Genomic DNA, 20,213 nt, shown 5'->3' on the forward strand with positions numbered 1-20,213 from the left:
GACGGAACCATGAATGGGCTGGACTGGACTGCCGTCGTCGTGATCGCGGCGGGCATCGTGCTCGGATATTATCGGGGACTGGTCAGTCAAGTTGTGTCGGTCGCGGGCTTGATCATTGCGTATGTAGTGGCGTTTGCTTTTTATAAGGAAGTGTCGCCCTGGATCGCCGGGGCGCTTTCTTTGCCCGCATACGAATCGTACCGGAATTTTGAGTTTCTGATTAAAGGAATGCATCTGGACACCTACATGTACAACGCGATTGCATTTGCTTTGCTGCTTTTTGGAGTCAAATTTGCGCTCGGTATCGTGGGCAGGGTGCTCAATTGGATCGCTCTGACGCCGGGGCTGAAGTCGATGAACCAATGGAGCGGGGCTTTGCTCGGTATGGCCGAAGCTTCCGTGCTGCTGGTCATCGCCGTCCAAGTGATGACGGTCATCCCTAACGATACGGTGCAAGATTTATTGAAGGGCTCGCAATCGGCCCCTTATATATTGAATGCACTGCCTGCCGTATCGGATAAGCTTCATGAATTATGGCAGCAGCAAACGAAGTCGGTTTGAAGCCAAAGCGAAACGACCGGTTCCCTTGAAACAGCAGGGAATCCGGTCGTTTTATTTTTGTTTAGGAAATGATGCGCGGCAATTTCCTGTGGATATCCGGGGGCTCCCCCGAAAGTCACTTTTGGGGGATTTGTTCATACGGTATATACGGGATGAAGATTTTCTTTTTACGATTCGACGATCAGCTTGGATTTCATGCTCATATGACCGGACCCGCACGGTACGGAGCATACAATATCGTAAGTGCCTTCTTTATCCGCTTTGAAGGTCGCCGATTTTTTGCTTCCATCCAGCGAAACGTTGAACTCTTTGATCTGCACGCCGTGCATGCCTTGTTTATTTTCCAGCGTTACGGTGATATTCTCGCCTTTTTTCACTTTATATTCCGCTTGGTCGAACTGATAGTTGCTTGCGACAATTTTTACTTCTTGGCCTGCCGCCGCGGAAGTCGCCTGGGATGCCCCGTTCGACGCAGGAGCCTGCGCTTCTTCTTTCTTCGCGCCGCAAGCGGATAGAGCGAATACAAGGCAAGCCGCCAGGGCGAGTGCGATCATTCTTTTCATAGTGATACCCCTCCGTTAAACCGTTATGGTCTTTACACAGACCATATTACACGATCGCCGCAGCGAATGCAGTGACAAACCGGTGAATAATGGAAGGCGAATTTGTAACATATTCTAGGAAAAGTGACTGCTTTCACAGCCGATGCAGCCGTTATGCTTCAAAAAAAATCAGCCGTACGGAAATTCCGCAGACTGATTTTCCCGGCTTGCCGCTTACTGGCGGAAGCTGCGGTCAACGCTTGTTCTCGCGGCCGCTAATACCTTGTTCAAACGGCGTTTTGACCGGTATGAACAAGTCGATAATCCCGATGACAAGGGCTGCCAGGATCGCACCGATAAAGCTTGTCGAGACGCCGCTTACCACGAATTGGGCGAGCCAGATAATGACCGCGCTCGTAAGAAATCCTACGATGCCCCGCCCGAACGGAGTAATCTTCTTGCCGAAGATTCCTTCGATAATCCAAGCGACGAGCGCAATGACCAGAGCCAGGAAGAAGGCGCTCCAGAAACCGCCGACTTTGAAGGCCGGCACAATAAAGCTGACAAACATCAGTACCAAAGCGGATACGATAAACCTGACGATATGTCCAAGCAAATGCATCGGCTGATACCTCCCTTTGGAATGGCGATTCCATGCGTTTTAAGCTTTTTGCTACATACTTACGATGCGGCCTGTCAACGGGTTTAACTCGGTGCACATCATAGTATGGCTTCCGCCGGCGGGATTATGTGAGCCATATTTTAGGCTTGGGGCAAAACGGATATAACCGAAAATTAGCTTATCCCCGGGGCTTCGGATATAATATAATGGATGTGGTTTGTAACGGAAACGAAAGGTAGGATAGTAAATTGAACAGCAAAATATTGAAAACATTGGATTATGCCTCCATTTTATATAAATGCGCCCATCATGCGGCGACCGGCCTCGGCAAAGAACGCGTCGAGCGGCTTGAGCCGAGCGGAGATTTTGAGGAAGTGAAACAAAGACTCAAGGCGACGGACGAAGCGGTCAACGTAAACCGGCTTAAGGGCGGCGCCCCTTTCGGCGGCATTCGCGACATCAAGACGGCGGTGCATCGCGCGCGAATCGGGGGGATGCTGAATCCGGGCGAGCTTTTCGACGTAGCGGGGACCATTCACGGCGGAAGGCGACTGAAACGTTTTTTGCACGATGTGCATGAGGATTATTCCATTCCTTCCTTAATTATGCTGACGGAGCAGATTGAAGAACTGAAGCCGACCGAGGATAAAATCAGGCTGTGCATTGACGATAACGCCCAGGTGGTCGACTCGGCGAGCCCAGAGCTGGCGCGCATCCGCCAGGAGCTGAGAACGAGCGAAACCCGCGCCCGCGACAGGCTGGAGCAGATGGTGCGCACGCCGTCGATCCAGAAGATGCTTCAGGAAAACCTCGTAACGATCCGCAACGATCGTTATGTCATCCCGGTCAAACAAGAATACCGCGGCCATTTCGGCGGCATGATTCACGATCAGTCCGCTTCCGGGGCGACCTTGTTCATCGAGCCGGAGGCGGTTGTGCAGCTGAATAACCGCGTGCGCGAGCTGAAGCTGAAGGAAGAGGCCGAAATTGAGAAAATATTGCGCATGCTGACCGCACTCGTAGCGGAGGTGGCCGACTTGCTGCTCGGCAATATCGACGCCTTGACGGAGCTTGATTTTACCTTCGCCAAAGCGGGACTCGCTCACGAAATGAAAGCGACGCTGCCGATATTGAACGATCGCGGCTTTATTAAAATCAAGCGCGGACGCCACCCGCTCATTCCGGCCGATTCGGTCGTGCCGCTGGATATCGAGCTCGGCAACCGGTATACGACGATTATCGTAACGGGGCCGAATACGGGGGGCAAAACGGTATCGCTAAAAACGATCGGCCTGTTGTCCCTGATGGCGATGTCGGGGTTATTCGTTCCCGCGGAGGAAGGAAGCCAGCTATGCGTATTCGACGCGATCTATGCAGATATCGGGGATGAGCAGAGCATTGAGCAAAGCCTCAGTACGTTCTCCAGCCATATGACCAACATCATCCGCATTCTCCGCGAAATGACGCCGAAGAGTCTGGTGCTTCTCGACGAGCTGGGCGCCGGCACCGACCCGGCCGAGGGCTCCGCGCTTGCGATTTCGCTGCTGGAGTACATTCATAAGATGGGCTGCCGCATCGTGGCGACTACGCATTACAGCGAGCTGAAGGCTTACGCTTTCGACCGCCAAGGCATCATTAACGCCAGCATGGAGTTCGACGTGCAGACGCTCAGCCCGACCTACCGGCTGCTGGTCGGCGTACCGGGGCGAAGCAACGCCTTTGCCATCGCCGAGCGCCTCGGGCTCGCCAAGTCGATTATCGATCACGCCCGCGGGCAGGTGGGTGAGGAGGATCAGCGCGTCGAATCGATGATTGCGACGCTGGAGGAAAACCGTCTGACCGCCGAAGCGGAACGGCAGACGGCGGAACAGCTGCGCCGCGAGGTCGAAAGCTTGCGCAAGAACCTTGCCGCGCAGCAGCAAAAATTCGAGGAGCAGCGCGACAAGCTGTTCGAGAAGGCCGAACGCGAAGCGCAGGAAGCGGTCGCCAAGGCGCGGCGCGAGGCGGACGAGGTTATCGCCGATCTGCGGCGGATGCAGCGCGAAGCCGGCGAGGTGAAGGACCATCACCTGAGCAATGCGAAGCGAAGGCTGAACGAAGCGGTGCCGGAGCTGCGCAAGAAGAAGCTCGGCGGCCAGCCGGCCAAGAAGAAGCCGGAGAAGCTCGGCGCCGGCGACGAGGTGCTCGTGACCAATCTCGGGCAAAAAGGCCACATTGTAGAGATCGTGAGCGATTCGGAGGCTACGGTACAGCTCGGCATCATGAAGATGAAGGTGCAGCTAAACGCTCTGGAGCTGGTCAAGGCGGCTGCGACCGAAGTCAAGAAGCCGCAGCAAGCGGCAGCCAGCCTGAAGCGGACGCGCGACGACAACGCCCGGATGGAACTCGACCTGCGCGGGTCGAATTTGGAGGACTCGCTTATCGAAGTCGACCGTTTTCTGGACGAATCGTATCTTGCCAATTTCGGGCAGGTTTACATTATTCATGGCAAAGGTACCGGAGTGCTGCGCACGGGGATTCAGGAATTTTTGCGCAAACATAAGCATGTCAAAAGCTATCGCATCGGCAATTACAATGAGGGCGGTACCGGGGTGACCGTCGCCGAACTGAAATGACAAATTTTTTTTCATGCGGAATGAAACTCTCGAGAGGGTTGCTCCGTATGTATAAGTGTAAACATCGATGTTACTGTAATCCGATAGCAAAGCTTGTCAAAATAAAACGAACGATTCATGGGAGGAATTTAGTATGGGAATCTTTAAAAGGCTGCGCGACCTGACGATGGCTTCGATCAACGATTTGCTCGACAAAGCGGAAGATCCGGTTAAAATGCTGAATCAGTTCCTGCGCGATATGGAAGAGGATATTAACGAGGCGGAAGTGGCGGTAGCCAAACAGATCGCCGTCGAGAAAAAATTCAAGCAGCAGTACGAAGAAGCGCAAGAGATGGTGCAAAAGCGCGAGGATCAGGCGCTCAAAGCGTTGGAGCAAGGCAACGAAGACTTGGCGCGCCGCGCCCTTCAGGATAAGAAAGAGCATCAAACTCGTTACGATGAGATGAAGAAGCAGTACGACGTTGCCAAAGGCAATGCAGACCGCCTCCGCGATCAGCTGTCGGAAATGAAAGACGAGTTCACCAAGCTGAAGAATAAAAAGGATCTGCTTATCGCTCGCGCCGAAGCGGCTAAAGCACAAAAACAGATCAATCAGGCGATGTCCGGCTTCGGTTCGGATAACGCGGCCAAAGGCTTCGACAGGATGTCCGAGAAAGTGCTGCAAATGGAGGCGGAAGCGGAAGCCAGCAACGAGCTTCGTTCCAAGAGCCGCAGCTTGGACGACGAGCTGGATCAGCTTGGCAAAAACGACGGCGTCGACGACGAGCTGGCTGCGCTGAGAGCCAAACTGGCGGCGAAGAAGCAATCTTAAATTTCGCAATAACTGCAAATGGAACCCCGAGAGACTGCGGCGCTAAGCCACAGTCTCTTCCGGTGTTAACGGCAGCTATCGACGGGGCGTTTTCCCCCTGCCGTAACTTGAAAGGCCTTACATGCAATGGGAGGTGTCGATGAATGAACGACAAGGTGGATATTTTATTAGGTAATCCTTATATTGAAACGCTTGCTTTTTTCTCGGTAGCTATTGTAGCATTGATCGTGTTTCTGGCGATATTCGAAGCGGTGACCAAGTATAAGGATTGGGAAGAGATCAAGAACGGCAATTTATCGGTCGCAATGGCGACGGGAGGCAAAATATTCGGAATTTGCAATTTGTTCCGCTTTGCGATTTTGAATAACGATTCCGTGCTGCATTCGCTGATTTGGGCGGGATACGGATTCATACTGCTGCTGGCGGCGTATTTTATTTTTGAATTTTTGACTCCGTATTTCAAAATCGACGAGCAAATTGCCCGGGATAACAAAGCCGTAGGCTTTTTATCGATGGTTATTTCCGTATCCATTTCTTATGTCATCGGCGCCTGCGTCATTTAAAAAATGCAGCGTTTGCGGTAATGAATCGGGAGGCTTGCTATGAAATATTTATGGGGCAGTTTGCTTGCCTTGGCGCTTGTGTTTTTCGCCTGGGGCACTTATTATTTTATTAAACATGGCTAGATACATGGTGAATAGCGGCCGTAAACCGCACATAAAAAACGCCGTGCTACTAGAGATCCGAAGCGGAGGAATGTAAGGTGACGCAATCGCATGACCAAGTGTGCCCTTGGTGTCAAACCGAGATTGTGTGGGACCCCGAAATCGGACCGGAGGAAACTTGTCCGCATTGCTTTAACGAGCTCGGAGATTACCGCAGCATCAACTTGACTGTTGAAGACGAGGATTTAGACGAAGAAGCGGAAGAGGATGACGAAGGCGAAGACGAGGGATTCGAGGGCTTTGAAGAAGAATATGAGGATTTTGACGGAATGAACGAATACGAGGAAGGCGTCCAGCGGGTGCTCGATCATCAGGAGGTTACGCCGGAGTGCCCGACCTGCCACAGCTACATGCTGCTGGCGGGAAGCCGTAAAGCGGCTTCCGATTATGCTCCGAACGCTGCGCCGGGCCTGGGGCAGCCGCTGCTGCAGGCGGGATACGGCACCCAGGTATTCGTCTGCCCGTCCTGCTTCAAGGTCGAGCATGTGCTATCCGAGGCCGATCGTATGGCCATGATCGAGCTTTTGAAGCGGCACGGCATGGATGAATAACGATATGCGGCAATGAGAAAAAGGGAATTTCGCAAAGTAGGCGGAATTTCCTTTTTTTGCATTCCCTCATGATTTTCAAGCTAAGGGGAAGCTTAACAAGGACGTCAACATCCTACATAACAGGTGAGTACTTATGCAATCGGGAATCAAGAATTTTCCGCAGAAATGGCTGAGAAGCAAAGAGGAACGGCCGAGCTGGCACTACGGAGGAGAATGTGGCAAGCCGCGGGACGGCGGCAAGCAAGAAGGCCGTCTTCTGGGACAATCCCGGCTCCTGCTGACGGTTCAAGGACTCGTTGCGGCGGCTAACGCCTTGTCGGGTACGTTTGTGAACGTCTATTTATGGAAAGCGAAGCAGGACTTCTCCCTCATCGGCTGGTTCACGCTGATTAATCATGTGGCGATGGCGCTGACCTTTTGGCTTGCCGGCAAATGGGTGAAGGAGCATAACAAAATGAACTGCCTGAGGGCGGGGGTCGCCGTGTCGGCGCTGTTTTATTTGCTTGTGTTGTGGTTCGGCGCCTCGGCGGTGAACTATTATGTGCTTCTGGGCGTCATTCAGGGCATGTCGGCGGGATTTTTCTGGCTTGCCTTCAACGTAGTTTATTTTGAAGTAACCGATCCCGGCAACCGGGACCGCTTTAACGGCTGGGCGGGGCTGCTCGGTTCGGGGGCGGGGATGATCGCTCCATGGATATCCGGTTTTCTGATCGTTCACTTGAAGCAGACGAACGGGTACCGCGTTATTTTTACGATCTCGCTGATCGTATTTGTGATTGGGGTTATTTTTAGCTTTTTTCTAAAAAAAAGAAAATCCGAAGGGAATTACGAATGGATGCTGACCGTCCGCTGTTTGAGGCAAAAGGAAACGATGTGGCGCACGGTTTCGCTCGGGCTGATCGCTCAAGGCTTTCGCGAAGGCGTCTTCGGCTTCATGATTGCGCTGCTCGTCTACGTGCACACGGGAAACGAGATGAAGCTGGGCAATTTCTCGCTGGTGACCTCCGCCGTTTCCTTGGTCAGCTTCATGATCGCCGGACGGCTGCTGAAGCCGCGATACCGCAAAGCCGCTATGCTGATCGGAGCCGTTATGATAGTGCTGGTTATTGTCCCTTTTTTCTGGAAGGTTAATTTCATGACGCTGCTTATATTCGGAATAGGCGTAGGGCTGTTCTTCCCGCTGTACTCGATTCCGATGACGTCGTCGGTATTCGATTTGATCGGCGGCAATGCCGACAGCGTGCAGCATCGCGAGGAGTACATCGTCATGAGGGAGCTGGCGCTGAACGTCGGACGCATATCGGGGACGGCGGTGTTTATCGTTGTCGTCGCTTTCACCTCGGCGCCGCAGGCGATGAATTGGCTGCTGCTCGGCATCGGCAGCACGCCGCTGGCAGCATGGTTTTTTATGCGCAAAGTCGCGTCCGCCAAGCAGGCTAAAGCAGCCGGAGGAGCTTGACGCTCAGGCTCATGAGGAGCGAAGATCGGGAACCGCCCGCCTTGACAAAACGAGCCATGCCGTTACAATTAAGGACGATAAGTGTGCGGCCAAAGGTGTCGGTACTGCACACGGCGCGGAAGGGAGCGGCAGAAGAGGATGAAGAACAATCGTCTGATGGTAAGCAGCATTACGGAATTGATTGGGGAGACGCCGGCGGTCCGGCTCGGCAGAATGACAGGGGAAAACGACGCCGATGTATACGTAAAGCTCGAATATTTCAACCCGAGCGGCAGCGTCAAGGATCGCGCGGCGTATAACTTGATCCTGCAAGCGGAGAAGGACGGGCTGCTGAAGCCGGGCTCGACGATTATCGAGCCGACCAGCGGCAATACGGGCATCGGACTGGCGATGAATGCCGCGGCCAAAGGCTACAAGGCAATTCTCGTGATGCCGGACAATATGACCAAAGAACGCATTAACATATTGAAAGCTTACGGGGCGCATGTCGAGCTGACCCCTGCAGAAGAACGGATGCCGGGAGCGATCCGCAGAGCGCTGGAGATGAGAAATGAAATTCCGGACAGCTTCATCCCTCAGCAGTTTGAGAATAAAGCGAACCCGGACATTCACCGGACGACGACGGCGCTCGAAATTATCGAGCAAATGGAAGGCAAGCTCGACGCGTTCGTGGCGACCTCGGGCACGGGAGGGACGATTACCGGCACCGGCGAGGTGCTGCGCGAGAAGCTGCCCGGCATTCAAATCTACGTAGTGGAGCCGAAGGGTTCGCCCGTTTTGTCGGGAGGCAAGCCGGGCCCGCACAAGCTGGTCGGGACAAGCCCCGGTTTCATTCCGGAAATTCTCAACACGGGCGTATACGATGAAATCATCCAGGTAGCCGATGAGGATGCGATTAGAACGACGCGGGAGCTCGGGAAAATGGAAGGCATTCTTGTAGGCCCTTCCTCCGGCGCTTCGGTATGGACGGCGCTGCAGGTAGCCAAGAAGCTCGGCAAGGGCAAGCGCGTGCTGTGCATTGCTCCGGATACGGGGGAGCGTTATCTGAGCATGGGGATTTTTTCGTAATCGCTTCGTTTCCGCTTGCGGCCATAAGGCATCTCTCTTACGAGGGATGCTTTTTTTCTTAGAAGACGAGCGTGAGCGAAAATAGGTTGAATAAAAATACAAATACATGTATAATTATAAGTAACAAGAATTCAGTGGGAAGGTGATTGGTGTGATTATTGCATTGGAAAATGAACCTCCTGCACAAGGACAATTTGAGGAGCTGTTGGCCACTGTCACGGAGGACGGCATGAATGCCGGTTTATTGTATGAAACGTACTGCCAAAGCCGCTATGTCGTCGCCGCATACGATCAGGGACGGCTTGTCGGGCTTGGCAGGGTAACGGACGAATCGGGGACCTGCGGCGAATATCAAATTACGGTGCTGCAGGATTATCAAAGCCGCGATATCGAAACTTATATGCGCAAACTGTTATCGATGCATCGGCTGTAACGGTGTTAATCATTCATCATATGACGGAAAGCCTGGGAACTTGAAGCGGTTCTCGCAGGCTTTTTTTTGTTCCTGCTTGCCGAGCACCCTTAATTTTATTTTGCAAAAAGTCTGCCATTGGGTGTAATATGAAATAATAAATTGATTGTGTAAGCGGCGCTTGAAAAGACAAGTTTTGCTACGGCAAAACAAAGCTTATGCTTACGAAGATAGTTTTGCTACAGCAAAACTTAAAGCTCATGCTTACGATGACAGTTTTGCCAAAGGCAAAACAAAGCTTATGCTTACGAAGACAGTTTTGCCAAAGGCAAAACAAAGCTTATGCTTACGAAGACAGTTTTGCCAAAGGCAAAACTCTTAGGAGGGTTAACCACCGATGGAACAGTTTAAGGTACGAATTATTGAGCTGCTTAAGGAAGATGCGAGAAGGACTCCGGCGCTTATAGCGACGATGCTCGGTTCCTCCGAAGCGGAAGTGACGGAAGCGATCAAACAGCTGGAGGATTCGCATGTCATTATCAAATATGCGCCTATCGTCAATTGGGCGAAGGTGGATAACGAGAAAGTGACCGCTTTGATCGAAGTGCAGATTACGCCGGAGCGCGGCCGCGGATTCGATGCGATTGCGGAGCGCATTTACTTATATCCAGAAGTGAAATCCGTCTACTTAATGTCCGGAGCTTACGATCTTCTCGTGGAAATTGAAGGGAAAACGTTGAAGGAAGTCGCCTCTTTCGTTTCGAATAAACTATCGCCGATCGACCGCGTGCTTTCGACCAAAACGCATTTCATACTTAAGAAATACAAGCAGGACGGCATCACTTTTGAAGACCATGAAGACGATCGCCGTATGTTAATCTCTCCGTGAAGGTGATAAGCGATGATCAAACAACAACAAGGGCAGGATCAAGGAGCTTCCTCCAAATCGATGTCGGGCTATTTGGCCCCTCTTGTAAGAGAGATACCTCCTTCGGGCATCCGCAAATTTTTTGATCTGGTAAGCGCAAGTAAAGATATTATTTCGCTCGGCGTAGGCGAGCCGGATTTTTGCACGCCTTGGCATGTGCGCGAAGCATGCGTCTATTCCCTTGAGCGCGGCAATACGAAGTATACGCCGAACGCCGGCATGCCGGAGCTTCGCGAAGCGATCGGCGAGTACTTGTACGATTCGTTCCAAGTTCCGTACGATCCGGCCGATGAAATATTGGTAACGGTCGGCGGCAGCGAAGCGATCGATCTGGCTCTGCGCGCATTGGTCGTGCCGGGGGATGAGGTGCTCGTTCCCGAGCCTTGCTATATTTCATACTCTCCGATTACCCGGATCGGCGGCGGCATCCCGGTCGGGATAGAGACGTTCGCCAAAGATAATTTTAAGCTGACGCCGGAGGCGCTCAAAGCGAGCATTACGCCGAAATCGAAAGTGCTCATTCTTTGTTACCCAAGCAATCCGACGGGCGGCATTATGACCTATGAGGACTGGCTGCCGATCGCCAAAATTGTGGAAGAGCATGATCTGATCGTCATTTCCGACGAAATTTACGCCGAGCTTACGTATGAGCAAAAACATGTCAGCTTCGCCTCGATTCCCGGTATGCGGGACCGCACGATTTTGGTCAGCGGTTTTTCCAAGGCGTTTGCGATGACCGGTTGGCGAATGGGCTATGCATGCGGACATCGCGATCTGATTTCCGCCATGCTCAAAATCCATCAATATACGGTCATGTGCGCGCCGGCGATGGGGCAGGTGGCTGCGCTTGAAGCTTTGAAAAACGGCATGGAAGAAAAAAATCGCATGGTAGAGTCCTATAACCAGCGGCGCCGCCTTGTGGTGCAGGGCTTTAGAGACATCGGCTTGGAATGCCATGAGCCGCAAGGAGCATTTTACGCCTTCCCATCGGTTGCGTCTACAGGCCTAAGCTCGGAGGAATTCGCGCAGCGTTTGCTCTATGAAGCCAAGGTTGCCGCGGTGCCGGGACAGGTGTTCGGCCTAGGCGGAGAAGGCTTTGTACGCTGCTCCTATGCGACTTCGGTCAATCAGCTGCTTGAAGCAATCGACAGAATAGGGAATTTTATACGAAAATTGTAAATTCGACAAAAAAAGTCATTTCCATCCCAACTAAAAACTGGTATCTTTAATAGTATAGAAGTTTCATATCGTTGATCATTTATGAGACTTCCGAATCTAGAGATAGGCGTTAGGGGGGATGAAGAATGGCCTTTCCGGAATATCAGCTAAGACAGTACATCAATATCGGTTGGATTCGCGAGAATAACCAGCAGCCGAAGTGGATTTTTGGAAGAAAGAAACAGTCTTCTTCTACCGCTTCTTTAGAAGAAGAGATTTATAACCTGCGTCTGAAATTGGAGCAGCTGGTCCAGACCGAGAAGAGTTTGACCTCACCGAATGTTGTGGAGATCAGCATGCTGTTAGATCAAAAAATTAACGAATATATGAACCGTAGCAAGAGGGGCCGTTAGTCGGCTCCTTTTTTGTTTAGGAAATGAAGCGCAGCCATATCCTGTGGAAATCCGGGGTCTCCCCCGAAAGTAAAGTCTACCCATAGAACGATCCCAGAGGAAGGGTTAGACGCCGATCCAGCCTAGGCTGGATGCGGACGGAATAAGCTTCAGAGCATCACGTCACTTTTGGGGGATTTGTTCTTCGTCTTTTTGATAGACCGTCGGCATTTATGATATGATGGAGGGTAGTAACTGCAGAAGCGCGAGGCGTACCGTATGATGACTGTAAGGAGAGGGAACATGAGAGGAAAATTCATGCTAATCATGCTGTTGCTGCTGGTGCTGGCCGGCTGCGGCGGCGGACCGAAGTCGGATGTGCCGATCTTTATGATGGGCGCCAACGGGATTCCGACGGAGGTGGGAGATAAGCTGCAGACTGCGCTGCAGGCGAAGCTCGGACAAGCTCCGACCGTTAACGTGCAGACGGTTCCGATATTTTCGATGGAGAAGCTGATCGTGGAAATTGCTGCCGGAGACAACGGGATCATTGTTGTTCCTATGGAGCAGTTCAAGGCGATAGGGCAGCAGGGCGGATACGTCAGTCTGGACGATGCGGCCAAAGGCGACGACTACCCGGAGGGCGTGCTCGACCTGCCGGTGGACGGCAAGGAAAGCGGAAAAACCGAGAAGCATCTGTACGGCATTCCGCTAGAGAAAACCAAATGGTTCACGGAGCAGAAATTGAATGGCAAAGACTTGGTCGCCTTCGTGCCGGCCAATGCGAAGAATCAGGATAAAGTGATGCAAGTGATCAAAGTGATTGCCGAGAAGTAAGGATCTAAGGCATAAACATCTTTATAGTATGTATCGAACAGGTGCCTGCCAAGGCCGAGAGCTTTGCAGGTTAAAAGGGAAGCCGGTGCAAGTCCGGCACGGTCCCGCCACTGTATATGGGAGCAAGCGCCTCCGCATGCCACTGTTCTTGGATGCAAGAATGGGAAGGCGAGGCGCTCCATCATGCCCATAAGTCAGGAAACCTGCCTGTTCGATGGAAGACCGGCCTTTCGAGGAAAAAGGGGTGTCGAGCGCATACGGTTCTCGCCTTTCAGGAGAGCCTGATTGCCGTTTGATCAATCGTGAGCCCTCTGGTTTCTCCGGCCGCCCCCGGAGCTCAGAGGGATTTTTCTTGTACGGAAGCAGGAAGCGAGCGCGCGGTAAGCGCGTGAAAATAAATTTGAGGAGCTAACACCGATAATGAAGAAAATCGTACAACGCATATCATCGAAACGTTGGCTGGCGGCAGCTTTGGGACTTGCTTTGCTGCTCGGCGCAGCCGGCTGCGGCGGAACGAACGAGGCGAAACAACCAGCTAAGGGCGAGCTCGTCGACCCTCCCAAGGCGGGGTCAGGGACGCAAGCATCGCCGGCTCCTACCGCCGCTCCGGCGGGCGGGGAGAAGAAGGCGACGGTTTATCCGCTGAAGGTCAAGGATGCGACCGGCAAAGAGTTTACGTTTGAAAAGGCGCCTTCCAAAATTGTTTCCGTTTCCCCGAGCGAGACGGAAACGCTGTTTGCCCTTGGGCTGGGCGACAAGATCGCCGGCGTGTCGGACTTCTGCGACTATCCCGAGGAGGCTAAGCAGAAGCCGAAAATGGGCAGTATCGTGAAGCCGAACGAGGAGGCGCTGATCGCCGCCAACGCCGACCTTGTGCTCTCCGGCGTATCGCTCAAGACGGCGGCCGTGGAGCAGCTGCGCGGGCTAAATATCAATATGTTCAAGGTCGAACCGAAGACGATCGACGATGTGATGAACAATATTTTGATGTTCGGGCAAATTTTCGATAAGCAGGAGCAGGCGGAGAAAGTGGTCGCTTCGATGAAAGCCGAGCGCCAAAAAGTAACGGATGCGGTCAAAGACTTAAAGCCGGAGCAAAAGAAGCGGGTGCTTATGGAGTTTTCCCCGGGCTGGACGGTCGGCAAGGGCGAGTTTCTCGACGAGCTGATCACGCTGGCCGGGGGCATCAACGTCTCCGCGGATATAACCGGTTATGCGCAGCTGAATGAGGAGAAGGTCATAGCGGATAATCCGCAGGTCATTCTGTACCCGAAAAATTTGATCGACGAAAATTCGAAGAAATCGCTGGATCAAATTATTAAGGAGCGCAGCAGCTGGGCTTCAGTGGATGCGATCAAAAACAATCGGCTGGCCGGAGTGGATAAGGACACGACAAGCCGCCCGGGTCCCCGCATTACCGCGGGATTGGTGGAGATAGCCAAAGGCATATATCCGGAATTGGTGAAGTAGTATGAAGCGGAAGCTGACGATGTGGGGAGGAGCGGGCATTCTGCTCCTTTTTCTTTCCGTAACGATAAGCTTGTCCATCGGGACGGTGCATGTGCCGCTGCGGGACGTCTGGGGGATACTCGCTCATCATCTGCCGGTGATCGGCGGTTCGGTGCAGGCGGATTGGCAGCCGGCGGCCGAGCAAATCATCTGGAAGGTGCGGCTTCCGCGCGTTCTGCTCGGCATGCTGGTCGGGGCCGCGCTGGGCATTGCCGGCGCTGCGTTCCAAGGGGTGCTGCGCAATCCGCTCGCCGACCCGTATACGCTGGGAGTATCTTCCGGGGCTTCCGTCGGCGCGGCCTTTCTCATTTTGTTCGGGCTGCAGTTTGCGCTATTCGGCGCCTGGACGGTGCCTGTCGTCGCTTTTGTCACGGGAACGCTTTCGCTCGTCACGGTCATTATATTGGCAAGAACGGACGGGAAGCTCCGAACGGAGACGCTCGTGCTGGCTGGGGTCGTGATGCAGGCGTTTCTGGGGGCGTTCGTCTCACTGATGGTGGCGATGTCCAAGCAGGTCATCAATGAAATCGTATTTTGGCTGATGGGCAGCCTTGCTATGCGGAACTGGTCGTATTCGCTGATTTTGCTGCCGTATTTGACTGCCGGCGCGCTGGTGCTGCTCGGCTTCGGCCGGGCAATGAATTTGTTTGCGCTCGGCGAGCGGCAAGCTTCTTATCTCGGCGTTCACGTGGAGCGGACCAAGCTCATCGCGCTTGCGGCGGCAACGCTAATTACCGCCGCGGCGGTATCTGTATCGGGAGTCGTCGCGTTCGTCGGCCTTATCGTGCCTCATCTGCTGAGGCTTCTGGTCGGTCCGGATTATCGCCTGCTGCTGCCGTTATCTTTGATCGGCGGCGCGTTCTATGTGCTGTGGGCGGATACATTGGCGCGGACGCTGCTTAGTCCAACGGAAATTCCGCTGGGCGTGGTGACGGCGTTTATGGGCGCTCCGTTTTTCGCGTATTTGCTGAAGCGCGGCAAGCGGATGTCCAATTCTTAGTGTACATCGGCATACTTCGATCACAAGGAGGCTAACGAATGGAGACGGGAGCTCGGCAAGAGCTGATTCGGGTGCAGCATGCGGCCATCGCTTATCATGAGCGGCCTGTGCTGGAAGATATCAGCTTCGCGGTTCACACAGGGGAGTGCTTCGGCGTTATCGGGCCGAACGGCAGCGGCAAGTCGACCTTGCTGAAGCTGATCTCCGGCGTGGAGAAGCCCGGTGCGGGCAGCGTGCTGCTGCAGGGCCAAGAGGCGCATACTTACCCGCGCAAGCCGCTGGCGCGCTGGACGGCGGTGCTGCAGCAGGATGCGCTTCCGGCTCTCGGCTTTACGGTGCGGGAGATTATCGCCATGGGGCGCTATCCGTTCCAAAATTGGCTCGGCGACGAAGCCGCGGGAGACGATTCGGAACGGCTGATCGATGCCGTCATCGAGCGGCTGGAGCTTGCGCATTTGCAGCATCGCAGCCTTGACGCGCTAAGCGGCGGGGAGAGGCAGCGGGTGGCGCTCGGCAAGGTGATGGCCCAGCAGCCGAAGCTGCTGCTGCTTGACGAGCCGACGACGTATCTGGATATCGGCTATCAGGTGCAGATGATGGAATGGATTCGGTCATGGCAGCAGGAGAGCGGACTTACCGTCGTCGCCGTGCTGCATGAATTGAACTTGGCGGCGCAATATTGCGACAGGCTTCTTCTGCTGCAGGAAGGGCGCGCGGCCGGGATCGGAAGGCCGGAGGAAGTGATCCGCAGCGAGCTGCTGGAGCAGGTGTACCGGACGCAGCCGATCGTGCTTAAGCATCCGGTAACCGGAGCGCCGCAAATATTGCTGCAGGGAGGCCGGATGCGCGAGCGGGAATGAAGCTTGCAGGCAAGCCCGTTAGTCGGGTGATGCAGCGGCCGGTTGGAGAGCCGGTCAGAAGCCTGTCGGAAGCTGAACAGCGTCAGAGCGGAACACATTCGTGAAAAGGCGCCGACTGACGTTTTACTTAATATGCAAACCATCGGAGAGGGGACAAAAAGCAATGTCCGTATCGTACATAGAACAAATAGCCGGCGAAATTCAGCCGCTGAACCGGAAGGCCGTCGAGGCGGCCGCCCGCCATCTCGATCAGCTGACGAAGCCGCCGGGCAGTTTGGGGCGGCTGGAGGAGGTCGCCAAGCAGCTGGCCGGCATTACGGGAGAGATCGCCCCGGAGCTCGGCAAGAAGGCCGTCGTCGTGATGGCCGGGGATCATGGGGTTTGCGAGGAAGGTGTCAGCGCCTTCCCGGCGGAGGTGACGCCGCAGATGGTACTCAATTTCTTGAACGGAGGAGCAGCGGTCAATGTGCTGTCCCGCCATACCGGGGCCGATGTCGTCTGCGTCGATATCGGCGTCAACAGCGATCTGGAGCATCCGCTGCTGTACTCGCGCAAAGTGCGCAAGGGGACGCGCAATATGGCCAAGGAAGCGGCCATGACGCCGGAGGAGACGGTGCAGGCGATCCGAACCGGCGTGGAGCTGGTGAAGGAACTGGCCGGCAGCGGCTACACGATGTTTGCGACCGGCGAGATGGGAATCGGCAATACGACGGCAAGCTCGGCGCTGCTGGCCGTGCTGACGGGAACCGATATCGGAGTCAGCGTAGGACGCGGAACGGGGATCGACGATGCGAAGCTGCTCCACAAGCAGGCGGTGATCGAGCGGGCTATTGCGGTTAACAAGCCGGATGCGGATAATCCGCTCGATGTGCTCGCGAAGGTGGGAGGACTTGAAATCGCCGGTTTGACAGGGGTTATACTTGGAGCGGCGCTGTACCGCTGTCCGATTGTGATCGACGGCTTTATCTCTTCGGCGGCTGCGCTCGTTGCAAGCCGGATCGCTCCGCTCAGCGCTTCATATATGATCGCCTCGCATTTATCTCAGGAGCAGGGGCATGCCCGCCTGCTGGAAGCGGTGGGACTGTCTCCGATGCTGCGGATGGATATGCGCCTCGGCGAAGGTACGGGAGCCGTTCTGGCCTTCCCGCTGATCGAAGCGGCCGTGAAGATTATGAAGGAAATGGCCACCTTCGCTTCGGCCGGCGTTTCCTCTGCGGATAATCACTAACGGAGGGACGGATAGGGCTATGCTCATAGTAGTGACAGGCGGCGCGCGCAGCGGCAAGAGCTCCTTTGCCGAGGCCCATGCTGCCGGACTGGCCGGCAAAGGCGTATATGTCGCCACGGCGCAAGCGTACGATGAGGAGATGAAAGCAAGGATCGGCCTGCATCGGCGGCAGCGGGAGGCTGCAGGCTTTCCTTGGACGACCGTAGAAGAGTCCTTCGAGCTGGCGGAGCTGCTGCTTCGCCGGAGCGGTAGTGAGGATATGCCGGACGGGAGGCATCCAGAGACTTCTTCGCGGCAGGAGGAGCCTTCGGCTTGCGCGCAAACGCGGCAGTTGGCGGCATGCGGGAGCGGCCCTGTTGCAGACGATTCCGTCATTCTGGTCGATTGCCTCACGCTTTGGCTGTCCAATTGGCTGCTGCGTTATGAGCGGGAGCCGGATGCCGAGGAACGCCTGCAGGCTAAGATCGATGAGCTGGTTCAGTCCGGTCTGCGGTATGCCGGGAGCGAAAGACATTTGGTGCTTGTCACTAACGAGGTCGGCTACGGTCTGGTGCCGGAGTATAAGCTCGGCAGACAATTCCGCGATTTGTCCGGCATCATGAACCAGCGGCTGGCCCGGGTCGCGGATCAGGTTTTTCTGGTGACGGCGGGAATCCCGCTCGAACTGAAAAGCTTGCAGTATCGCCCGGATAAATAGATGGCCGGTATGTTTGAAGAAGACGAGTTAAACGTGGTGAAAAGCGAACGGAGAGCCGTTAAAGATTTGAAGCAGTACTAGCGATTGCCTTTGTAGACGGATGTTCTCCATAGAAAAAAGGAAACAACCATCCAAAAATCCGATTTCAACAGCGATCGGAAGATCAAATGGGCACCGCAGCGGACTTGTTCACCACACTTCCGAAACCAGCAAGTTTGAAGGCAGGCGGTGACATAGGTTGTTGTTTTATTCTTGGCAGGAAACGGCGGTTATGCTGATAGCGGCCATTCTCGTAGATTGGTGGATCGGCGATCCCCGCTGGCCGACGCATCCGGTTATCTGGATCGGACGATGGATCGGGTACATGGAGTCTAGGCTGCATCCGCCGGAAGCGGCTCCGCTTCCACCGGCTTCGCAGCGGCTGCGCGGCGTTGCGTTGACGATATCTACCTTAGCGCTGGCTTTTCTCGCCATGGGGCTGATCCTATGGCTCTCCAGACTCATTCATCCTTGGCTCGGTTATGCCGTCAACACGTGGTTTATTTCGACGACGATAGCCGTCAAAGGGTTGAAGGACGCCGCTATGCAAGTGTACGATCCGCTGCGCTCGGGGCGTCTGGAGGAAGCGCGCAAGTATACGGGGTATATCGTCGGAAGGGATACGTCGCGGCTCGACGAATCGGAGATGACTCGCGCGACCGTCGAAACGGTAGCGGAAAATACGGTCGATGCGTTCGTATCGCCGATCTTCTATGCGCTCATCGGAGCGGCGCCGCTGGCGATGCTGTACCGCGCGGCCAATACGCTGGATTCGATGGTCGGCTATAAGAGCGACCGGTATTTGCATTTCGGCTGGGCATCGGCTCGCTGGGACGATGTCATGAACTGGATTCCGGCGCGCTTGACCGGCATCCTGCTCATATTGACGGCTGCCATCAGACGGGGCTGCTCCGCCGTCAGGGCCGCCAAGGCGGTCTGTTCGTTCGCTTCGCTGCACCCGAGCCCTAACAGCGGCATTCCCGAATCGGCGGTAGCCGGCGCGCTCGGCATCGAGCTTGGAGGAGTCAATGTGTACCACGGACGGACGAGCGAACGGGCTCGAATGGGCTGGCCGCTCAGGGAGCGACGAATGGACGATATACTGCAAAGCGTCAAGATGCTGTATGGCGTCAGTTATTTTATTGTCGGAGGGCTGCTGTGCGCACTATGCTGGACTTTATGGTAAAAGGGTTGTCGGCATGCGCCGCGGCCTTTCAGTTTTTAACGAGGCTGCCCGTGCCGGTAAGCCTGCAATATAACGATGCGCTGTTCCGCCGCAGCGTGCTCTTTTACCCGCTGGTCGGCGCGGTGCTCGGGCTGCTGCTCGCCGCCGCAGGTTGGGCGCTGCAGGGCTGGCTCGCACCGGGCGTAACGTCGGCGCTGCTGCTCTCGCTCTGGGCGGCGATGACCGGCGGACTGCATCTGGACGGGCTGATGGATACCGCCGACGGTATTCTCAGCCATCGCTCCCGGGAGCGGATGCTGGAGATTATGAAGGACAGCAGGGTAGGGGCGATGGGCGTCATCGCCTGTTCGCTTCTGCTGCTGTGCAAGTGGACGCTGCTGCAGCAATGGCTGCCGCTGTCGTGGAACGGCACCGCGTTCCTGCTGCCGCTCGTTCCGCTCTGGAGCCGCTGGTACATGGTCGTAGCCATCGCCTGCTGGCCGTATGCCCGCGAAGGACAGAGCGGCGGAGGGCTGGGCGGCTTTTTTCGCGGGCTTGGAGCGAGGCATCTTGCAGTTCATACTGCCCTGGCGCTGCTGCTGTCCGCGGCATTGGTCAGTCTGGGCGGATATTCGCCTCTCTCGTCGCGCGGACTGCTGCTTATCGGGGCCGCCGCTGCCGCTAGCGGGCTGGCCGGCGCGGCGCTCAGCCGCTGGATCGCCCGGAAGCTCGGGGGGCTGACCGGCGATACCTATGGCGCCATGAACGAGCTGCTGGAGACGCTGCTGCTGCTTGTCGTCTTCAGCTGCATAGGATAGCAGTTACGGAGGAATGTCTCGGATTCCATTTTTTGGGAGGGTTTTAGATGCCCGGTGAAAAACGAGCGGAGAGGCCATTTGAATCTGGAAAAGCGATAGCGTTCGCCTTTGTTCCTTCAAGAAATCCGGGACGGGCTGCGATCGGAAGATGCTTTCACATGCGCAGTGGGCGTTTGTCACCACTCCGTTAGAGAAATCCGATGATAAGCAAACATC

General features: G+C 55.0%; 21 protein-coding genes and 1 riboswitch. Of the genes, 19 read left to right on the forward strand and 2 right to left on the reverse strand.

Annotated features, from left to right (window positions below):
• Positions 1 to 9 precede the first annotated feature (9 nt).
• Positions 10 to 561, forward strand: a complete 552-nt coding sequence (locus N0M98_RS11535) for a CvpA family protein (RefSeq protein ID WP_249861550.1) — start codon at positions 10 to 12, stop codon at positions 559 to 561.
• A 167-nt stretch (positions 562 to 728) separates the two neighbouring features.
• On the opposite strand, the gene N0M98_RS11540 is transcribed toward N0M98_RS11535, so the two are convergent.
• Positions 729 to 1,124, reverse strand: a complete 396-nt coding sequence (locus N0M98_RS11540; protein ID WP_249861551.1) for a cupredoxin domain-containing protein — start codon at positions 1,122 to 1,124, stop codon at positions 729 to 731.
• Between the two features lie 232 nt (positions 1,125 to 1,356).
• The gene (locus N0M98_RS11545) at positions 1,357 to 1,725 is read right to left on the reverse strand and encodes a phage holin family protein (RefSeq protein WP_249861552.1); all 369 of its coding nucleotides are present in this window, start codon (positions 1,723 to 1,725) and stop codon (positions 1,357 to 1,359) included.
• Positions 1,726 to 1,973: 248 nt separating this feature from the next.
• On the opposite strand from N0M98_RS11545, the gene N0M98_RS11550 reads away from it, so the two are divergent.
• The 18 genes from N0M98_RS11550 (at position 1,974) to cobS (ending at position 19,997) form a co-directional block, all read left to right on the forward strand.
• On the forward strand, positions 1,974 to 4,340 hold the full coding sequence (locus tag N0M98_RS11550) for an endonuclease MutS2 (protein ID WP_249861553.1): 2,367 nt from the start codon (positions 1,974 to 1,976) through the stop codon (positions 4,338 to 4,340).
• Positions 4,341 to 4,473: 133 nt separating this feature from the next.
• Entirely contained in the window at positions 4,474 to 5,151 is a 678-nt protein-coding gene (locus N0M98_RS11555; protein ID WP_249861554.1) for a PspA/IM30 family protein, read from the forward strand.
• Between the two features lie 143 nt (positions 5,152 to 5,294).
• The gene (locus N0M98_RS11560) at positions 5,295 to 5,714 is read left to right on the forward strand and encodes a DUF350 domain-containing protein (RefSeq protein WP_249861555.1); all 420 of its coding nucleotides are present in this window, start codon (positions 5,295 to 5,297) and stop codon (positions 5,712 to 5,714) included.
• A gap of 200 nt (positions 5,715 to 5,914) precedes the next feature.
• A complete protein-coding gene (locus N0M98_RS11565; RefSeq protein WP_249861556.1) occupies positions 5,915 to 6,427 on the forward strand; it encodes a hypothetical protein in 513 nt (170 codons plus the stop codon).
• A 133-nt stretch (positions 6,428 to 6,560) separates the two neighbouring features.
• Positions 6,561 to 7,886 carry an MFS transporter gene (locus N0M98_RS11570; RefSeq protein WP_259617947.1) on the forward strand — a complete coding sequence of 442 codons (1,326 nt, stop codon included), beginning with the start codon at positions 6,561 to 6,563 and terminating at the stop codon, positions 7,884 to 7,886.
• Positions 7,887 to 8,024: 138 nt separating this feature from the next.
• A complete protein-coding gene (gene cysK, locus N0M98_RS11575; RefSeq protein ID WP_249861558.1) occupies positions 8,025 to 8,954 on the forward strand; it encodes a cysteine synthase A in 930 nt (309 codons plus the stop codon).
• A 151-nt stretch (positions 8,955 to 9,105) separates the two neighbouring features.
• Positions 9,106 to 9,387, forward strand: coding sequence for a hypothetical protein (locus N0M98_RS11580; RefSeq protein ID WP_249861559.1), 282 nt, complete (start codon positions 9,106 to 9,108; stop codon positions 9,385 to 9,387).
• A gap of 376 nt (positions 9,388 to 9,763) precedes the next feature.
• Positions 9,764 to 10,255 carry an Lrp/AsnC family transcriptional regulator gene (locus N0M98_RS11585; RefSeq protein WP_249861561.1) on the forward strand — a complete coding sequence of 164 codons (492 nt, stop codon included), beginning with the start codon at positions 9,764 to 9,766 and terminating at the stop codon, positions 10,253 to 10,255.
• Between the two features lie 12 nt (positions 10,256 to 10,267).
• Positions 10,268 to 11,473 (forward strand): aminotransferase class I/II-fold pyridoxal phosphate-dependent enzyme, encoded by a 1,206-nt coding sequence (locus N0M98_RS11590; protein ID WP_283942785.1) that lies wholly within the window; start codon positions 10,268 to 10,270, stop codon positions 11,471 to 11,473.
• Positions 11,474 to 11,598: 125 nt separating this feature from the next.
• The gene (locus tag N0M98_RS11595) at positions 11,599 to 11,865 is read left to right on the forward strand and encodes an aspartyl-phosphate phosphatase Spo0E family protein (protein ID WP_249861562.1); all 267 of its coding nucleotides are present in this window, start codon (positions 11,599 to 11,601) and stop codon (positions 11,863 to 11,865) included.
• 282 nt (positions 11,866 to 12,147) lie between these two features.
• Positions 12,148 to 12,681, forward strand: coding sequence for a hypothetical protein (locus tag N0M98_RS11600; RefSeq protein ID WP_259617948.1), 534 nt, complete (start codon positions 12,148 to 12,150; stop codon positions 12,679 to 12,681).
• 22 nt (positions 12,682 to 12,703) lie between these two features.
• Positions 12,704 to 12,906: riboswitch (cobalamin riboswitch) on the forward strand.
• A gap of 195 nt (positions 12,907 to 13,101) precedes the next feature.
• Positions 13,102 to 14,151: an ABC transporter substrate-binding protein gene (locus N0M98_RS11605; protein WP_249861564.1), complete on the forward strand. Its 1,050-nt coding sequence runs from the start codon at positions 13,102 to 13,104 to the stop codon at positions 14,149 to 14,151.
• 1 nt (position 14,152) lies between these two features.
• Entirely contained in the window at positions 14,153 to 15,190 is a 1,038-nt protein-coding gene (locus N0M98_RS11610) for a FecCD family ABC transporter permease (RefSeq protein ID WP_249861565.1), read from the forward strand.
• Positions 15,191 to 15,228: 38 nt separating this feature from the next.
• The gene (locus N0M98_RS11615; RefSeq protein ID WP_249861566.1) at positions 15,229 to 16,050 is read left to right on the forward strand and encodes an ABC transporter ATP-binding protein; all 822 of its coding nucleotides are present in this window, start codon (positions 15,229 to 15,231) and stop codon (positions 16,048 to 16,050) included.
• Positions 16,051 to 16,213: 163 nt separating this feature from the next.
• On the forward strand, positions 16,214 to 17,278 hold the full coding sequence (gene cobT, locus N0M98_RS11620) for a nicotinate-nucleotide--dimethylbenzimidazole phosphoribosyltransferase (RefSeq protein WP_249861567.1): 1,065 nt from the start codon (positions 16,214 to 16,216) through the stop codon (positions 17,276 to 17,278).
• Between the two features lie 19 nt (positions 17,279 to 17,297).
• Entirely contained in the window at positions 17,298 to 17,975 is a 678-nt protein-coding gene (locus N0M98_RS11625; protein WP_249861568.1) for a bifunctional adenosylcobinamide kinase/adenosylcobinamide-phosphate guanylyltransferase, read from the forward strand.
• 238 nt (positions 17,976 to 18,213) lie between these two features.
• Entirely contained in the window at positions 18,214 to 19,200 is a 987-nt protein-coding gene (gene cbiB / locus N0M98_RS11630; protein WP_249861569.1) for an adenosylcobinamide-phosphate synthase CbiB, read from the forward strand.
• Positions 19,182 to 19,997 carry an adenosylcobinamide-GDP ribazoletransferase gene (gene cobS / locus N0M98_RS11635; protein WP_259617957.1) on the forward strand — a complete coding sequence of 272 codons (816 nt, stop codon included), beginning with the start codon at positions 19,182 to 19,184 and terminating at the stop codon, positions 19,995 to 19,997. The genes cbiB and cobS overlap by 19 nt, the downstream gene beginning before the upstream one ends.
• Positions 19,998 to 20,213: the final 216 nt, after the last annotated feature.

This window comes from Paenibacillus doosanensis (genome assembly GCF_025060755.1).
Lineage (GTDB): Bacteria > Bacillota > Bacilli > Paenibacillales > NBRC-103111 > Paenibacillus_S > Paenibacillus_S doosanensis.

Excerpts from the sequence above, each read along its gene's own strand:
- N0M98_RS11535 (WP_249861550.1), top strand. The coding sequence starts at position 10 with ATGAATGGGCTGGACTGGACTGCCGTCGTCGTGATCGCGGCGGGCATC.
- N0M98_RS11540 (WP_249861551.1), bottom strand. The coding sequence starts at position 1,124 with ATGAAAAGAATGATCGCACTCGCCCTGGCGGCTTGCCTTGTATTCGCT.
- N0M98_RS11545 (WP_249861552.1), bottom strand. The coding sequence starts at position 1,725 with ATGCATTTGCTTGGACATATCGTCAGGTTTATCGTATCCGCTTTGGTA.
- N0M98_RS11555 (WP_249861554.1), top strand. The coding sequence starts at position 4,474 with ATGGGAATCTTTAAAAGGCTGCGCGACCTGACGATGGCTTCGATCAAC.
- N0M98_RS11560 (WP_249861555.1), top strand. The coding sequence starts at position 5,295 with ATGAACGACAAGGTGGATATTTTATTAGGTAATCCTTATATTGAAACG.
- N0M98_RS11570 (WP_259617947.1), top strand. The coding sequence starts at position 6,561 with ATGCAATCGGGAATCAAGAATTTTCCGCAGAAATGGCTGAGAAGCAAA.
- cysK (WP_249861558.1), top strand. The coding sequence starts at position 8,025 with ATGAAGAACAATCGTCTGATGGTAAGCAGCATTACGGAATTGATTGGG.
- N0M98_RS11585 (WP_249861561.1), top strand. The coding sequence starts at position 9,764 with ATGGAACAGTTTAAGGTACGAATTATTGAGCTGCTTAAGGAAGATGCG.
- N0M98_RS11590 (WP_283942785.1), top strand. The coding sequence starts at position 10,268 with ATGATCAAACAACAACAAGGGCAGGATCAAGGAGCTTCCTCCAAATCG.
- N0M98_RS11595 (WP_249861562.1), top strand. The coding sequence starts at position 11,599 with ATGGCCTTTCCGGAATATCAGCTAAGACAGTACATCAATATCGGTTGG.
- N0M98_RS11600 (WP_259617948.1), top strand. The coding sequence starts at position 12,148 with ATGAGAGGAAAATTCATGCTAATCATGCTGTTGCTGCTGGTGCTGGCC.
- N0M98_RS11605 (WP_249861564.1), top strand. The coding sequence starts at position 13,102 with ATGAAGAAAATCGTACAACGCATATCATCGAAACGTTGGCTGGCGGCA.
- N0M98_RS11610 (WP_249861565.1), top strand. The coding sequence starts at position 14,153 with ATGAAGCGGAAGCTGACGATGTGGGGAGGAGCGGGCATTCTGCTCCTT.
- N0M98_RS11615 (WP_249861566.1), top strand. The coding sequence starts at position 15,229 with ATGGAGACGGGAGCTCGGCAAGAGCTGATTCGGGTGCAGCATGCGGCC.
- cobT (WP_249861567.1), top strand. The coding sequence starts at position 16,214 with ATGTCCGTATCGTACATAGAACAAATAGCCGGCGAAATTCAGCCGCTG.
- N0M98_RS11625 (WP_249861568.1), top strand. The coding sequence starts at position 17,298 with ATGCTCATAGTAGTGACAGGCGGCGCGCGCAGCGGCAAGAGCTCCTTT.
- cobS (WP_259617957.1), top strand. The coding sequence starts at position 19,182 with ATGCTGGACTTTATGGTAAAAGGGTTGTCGGCATGCGCCGCGGCCTTT.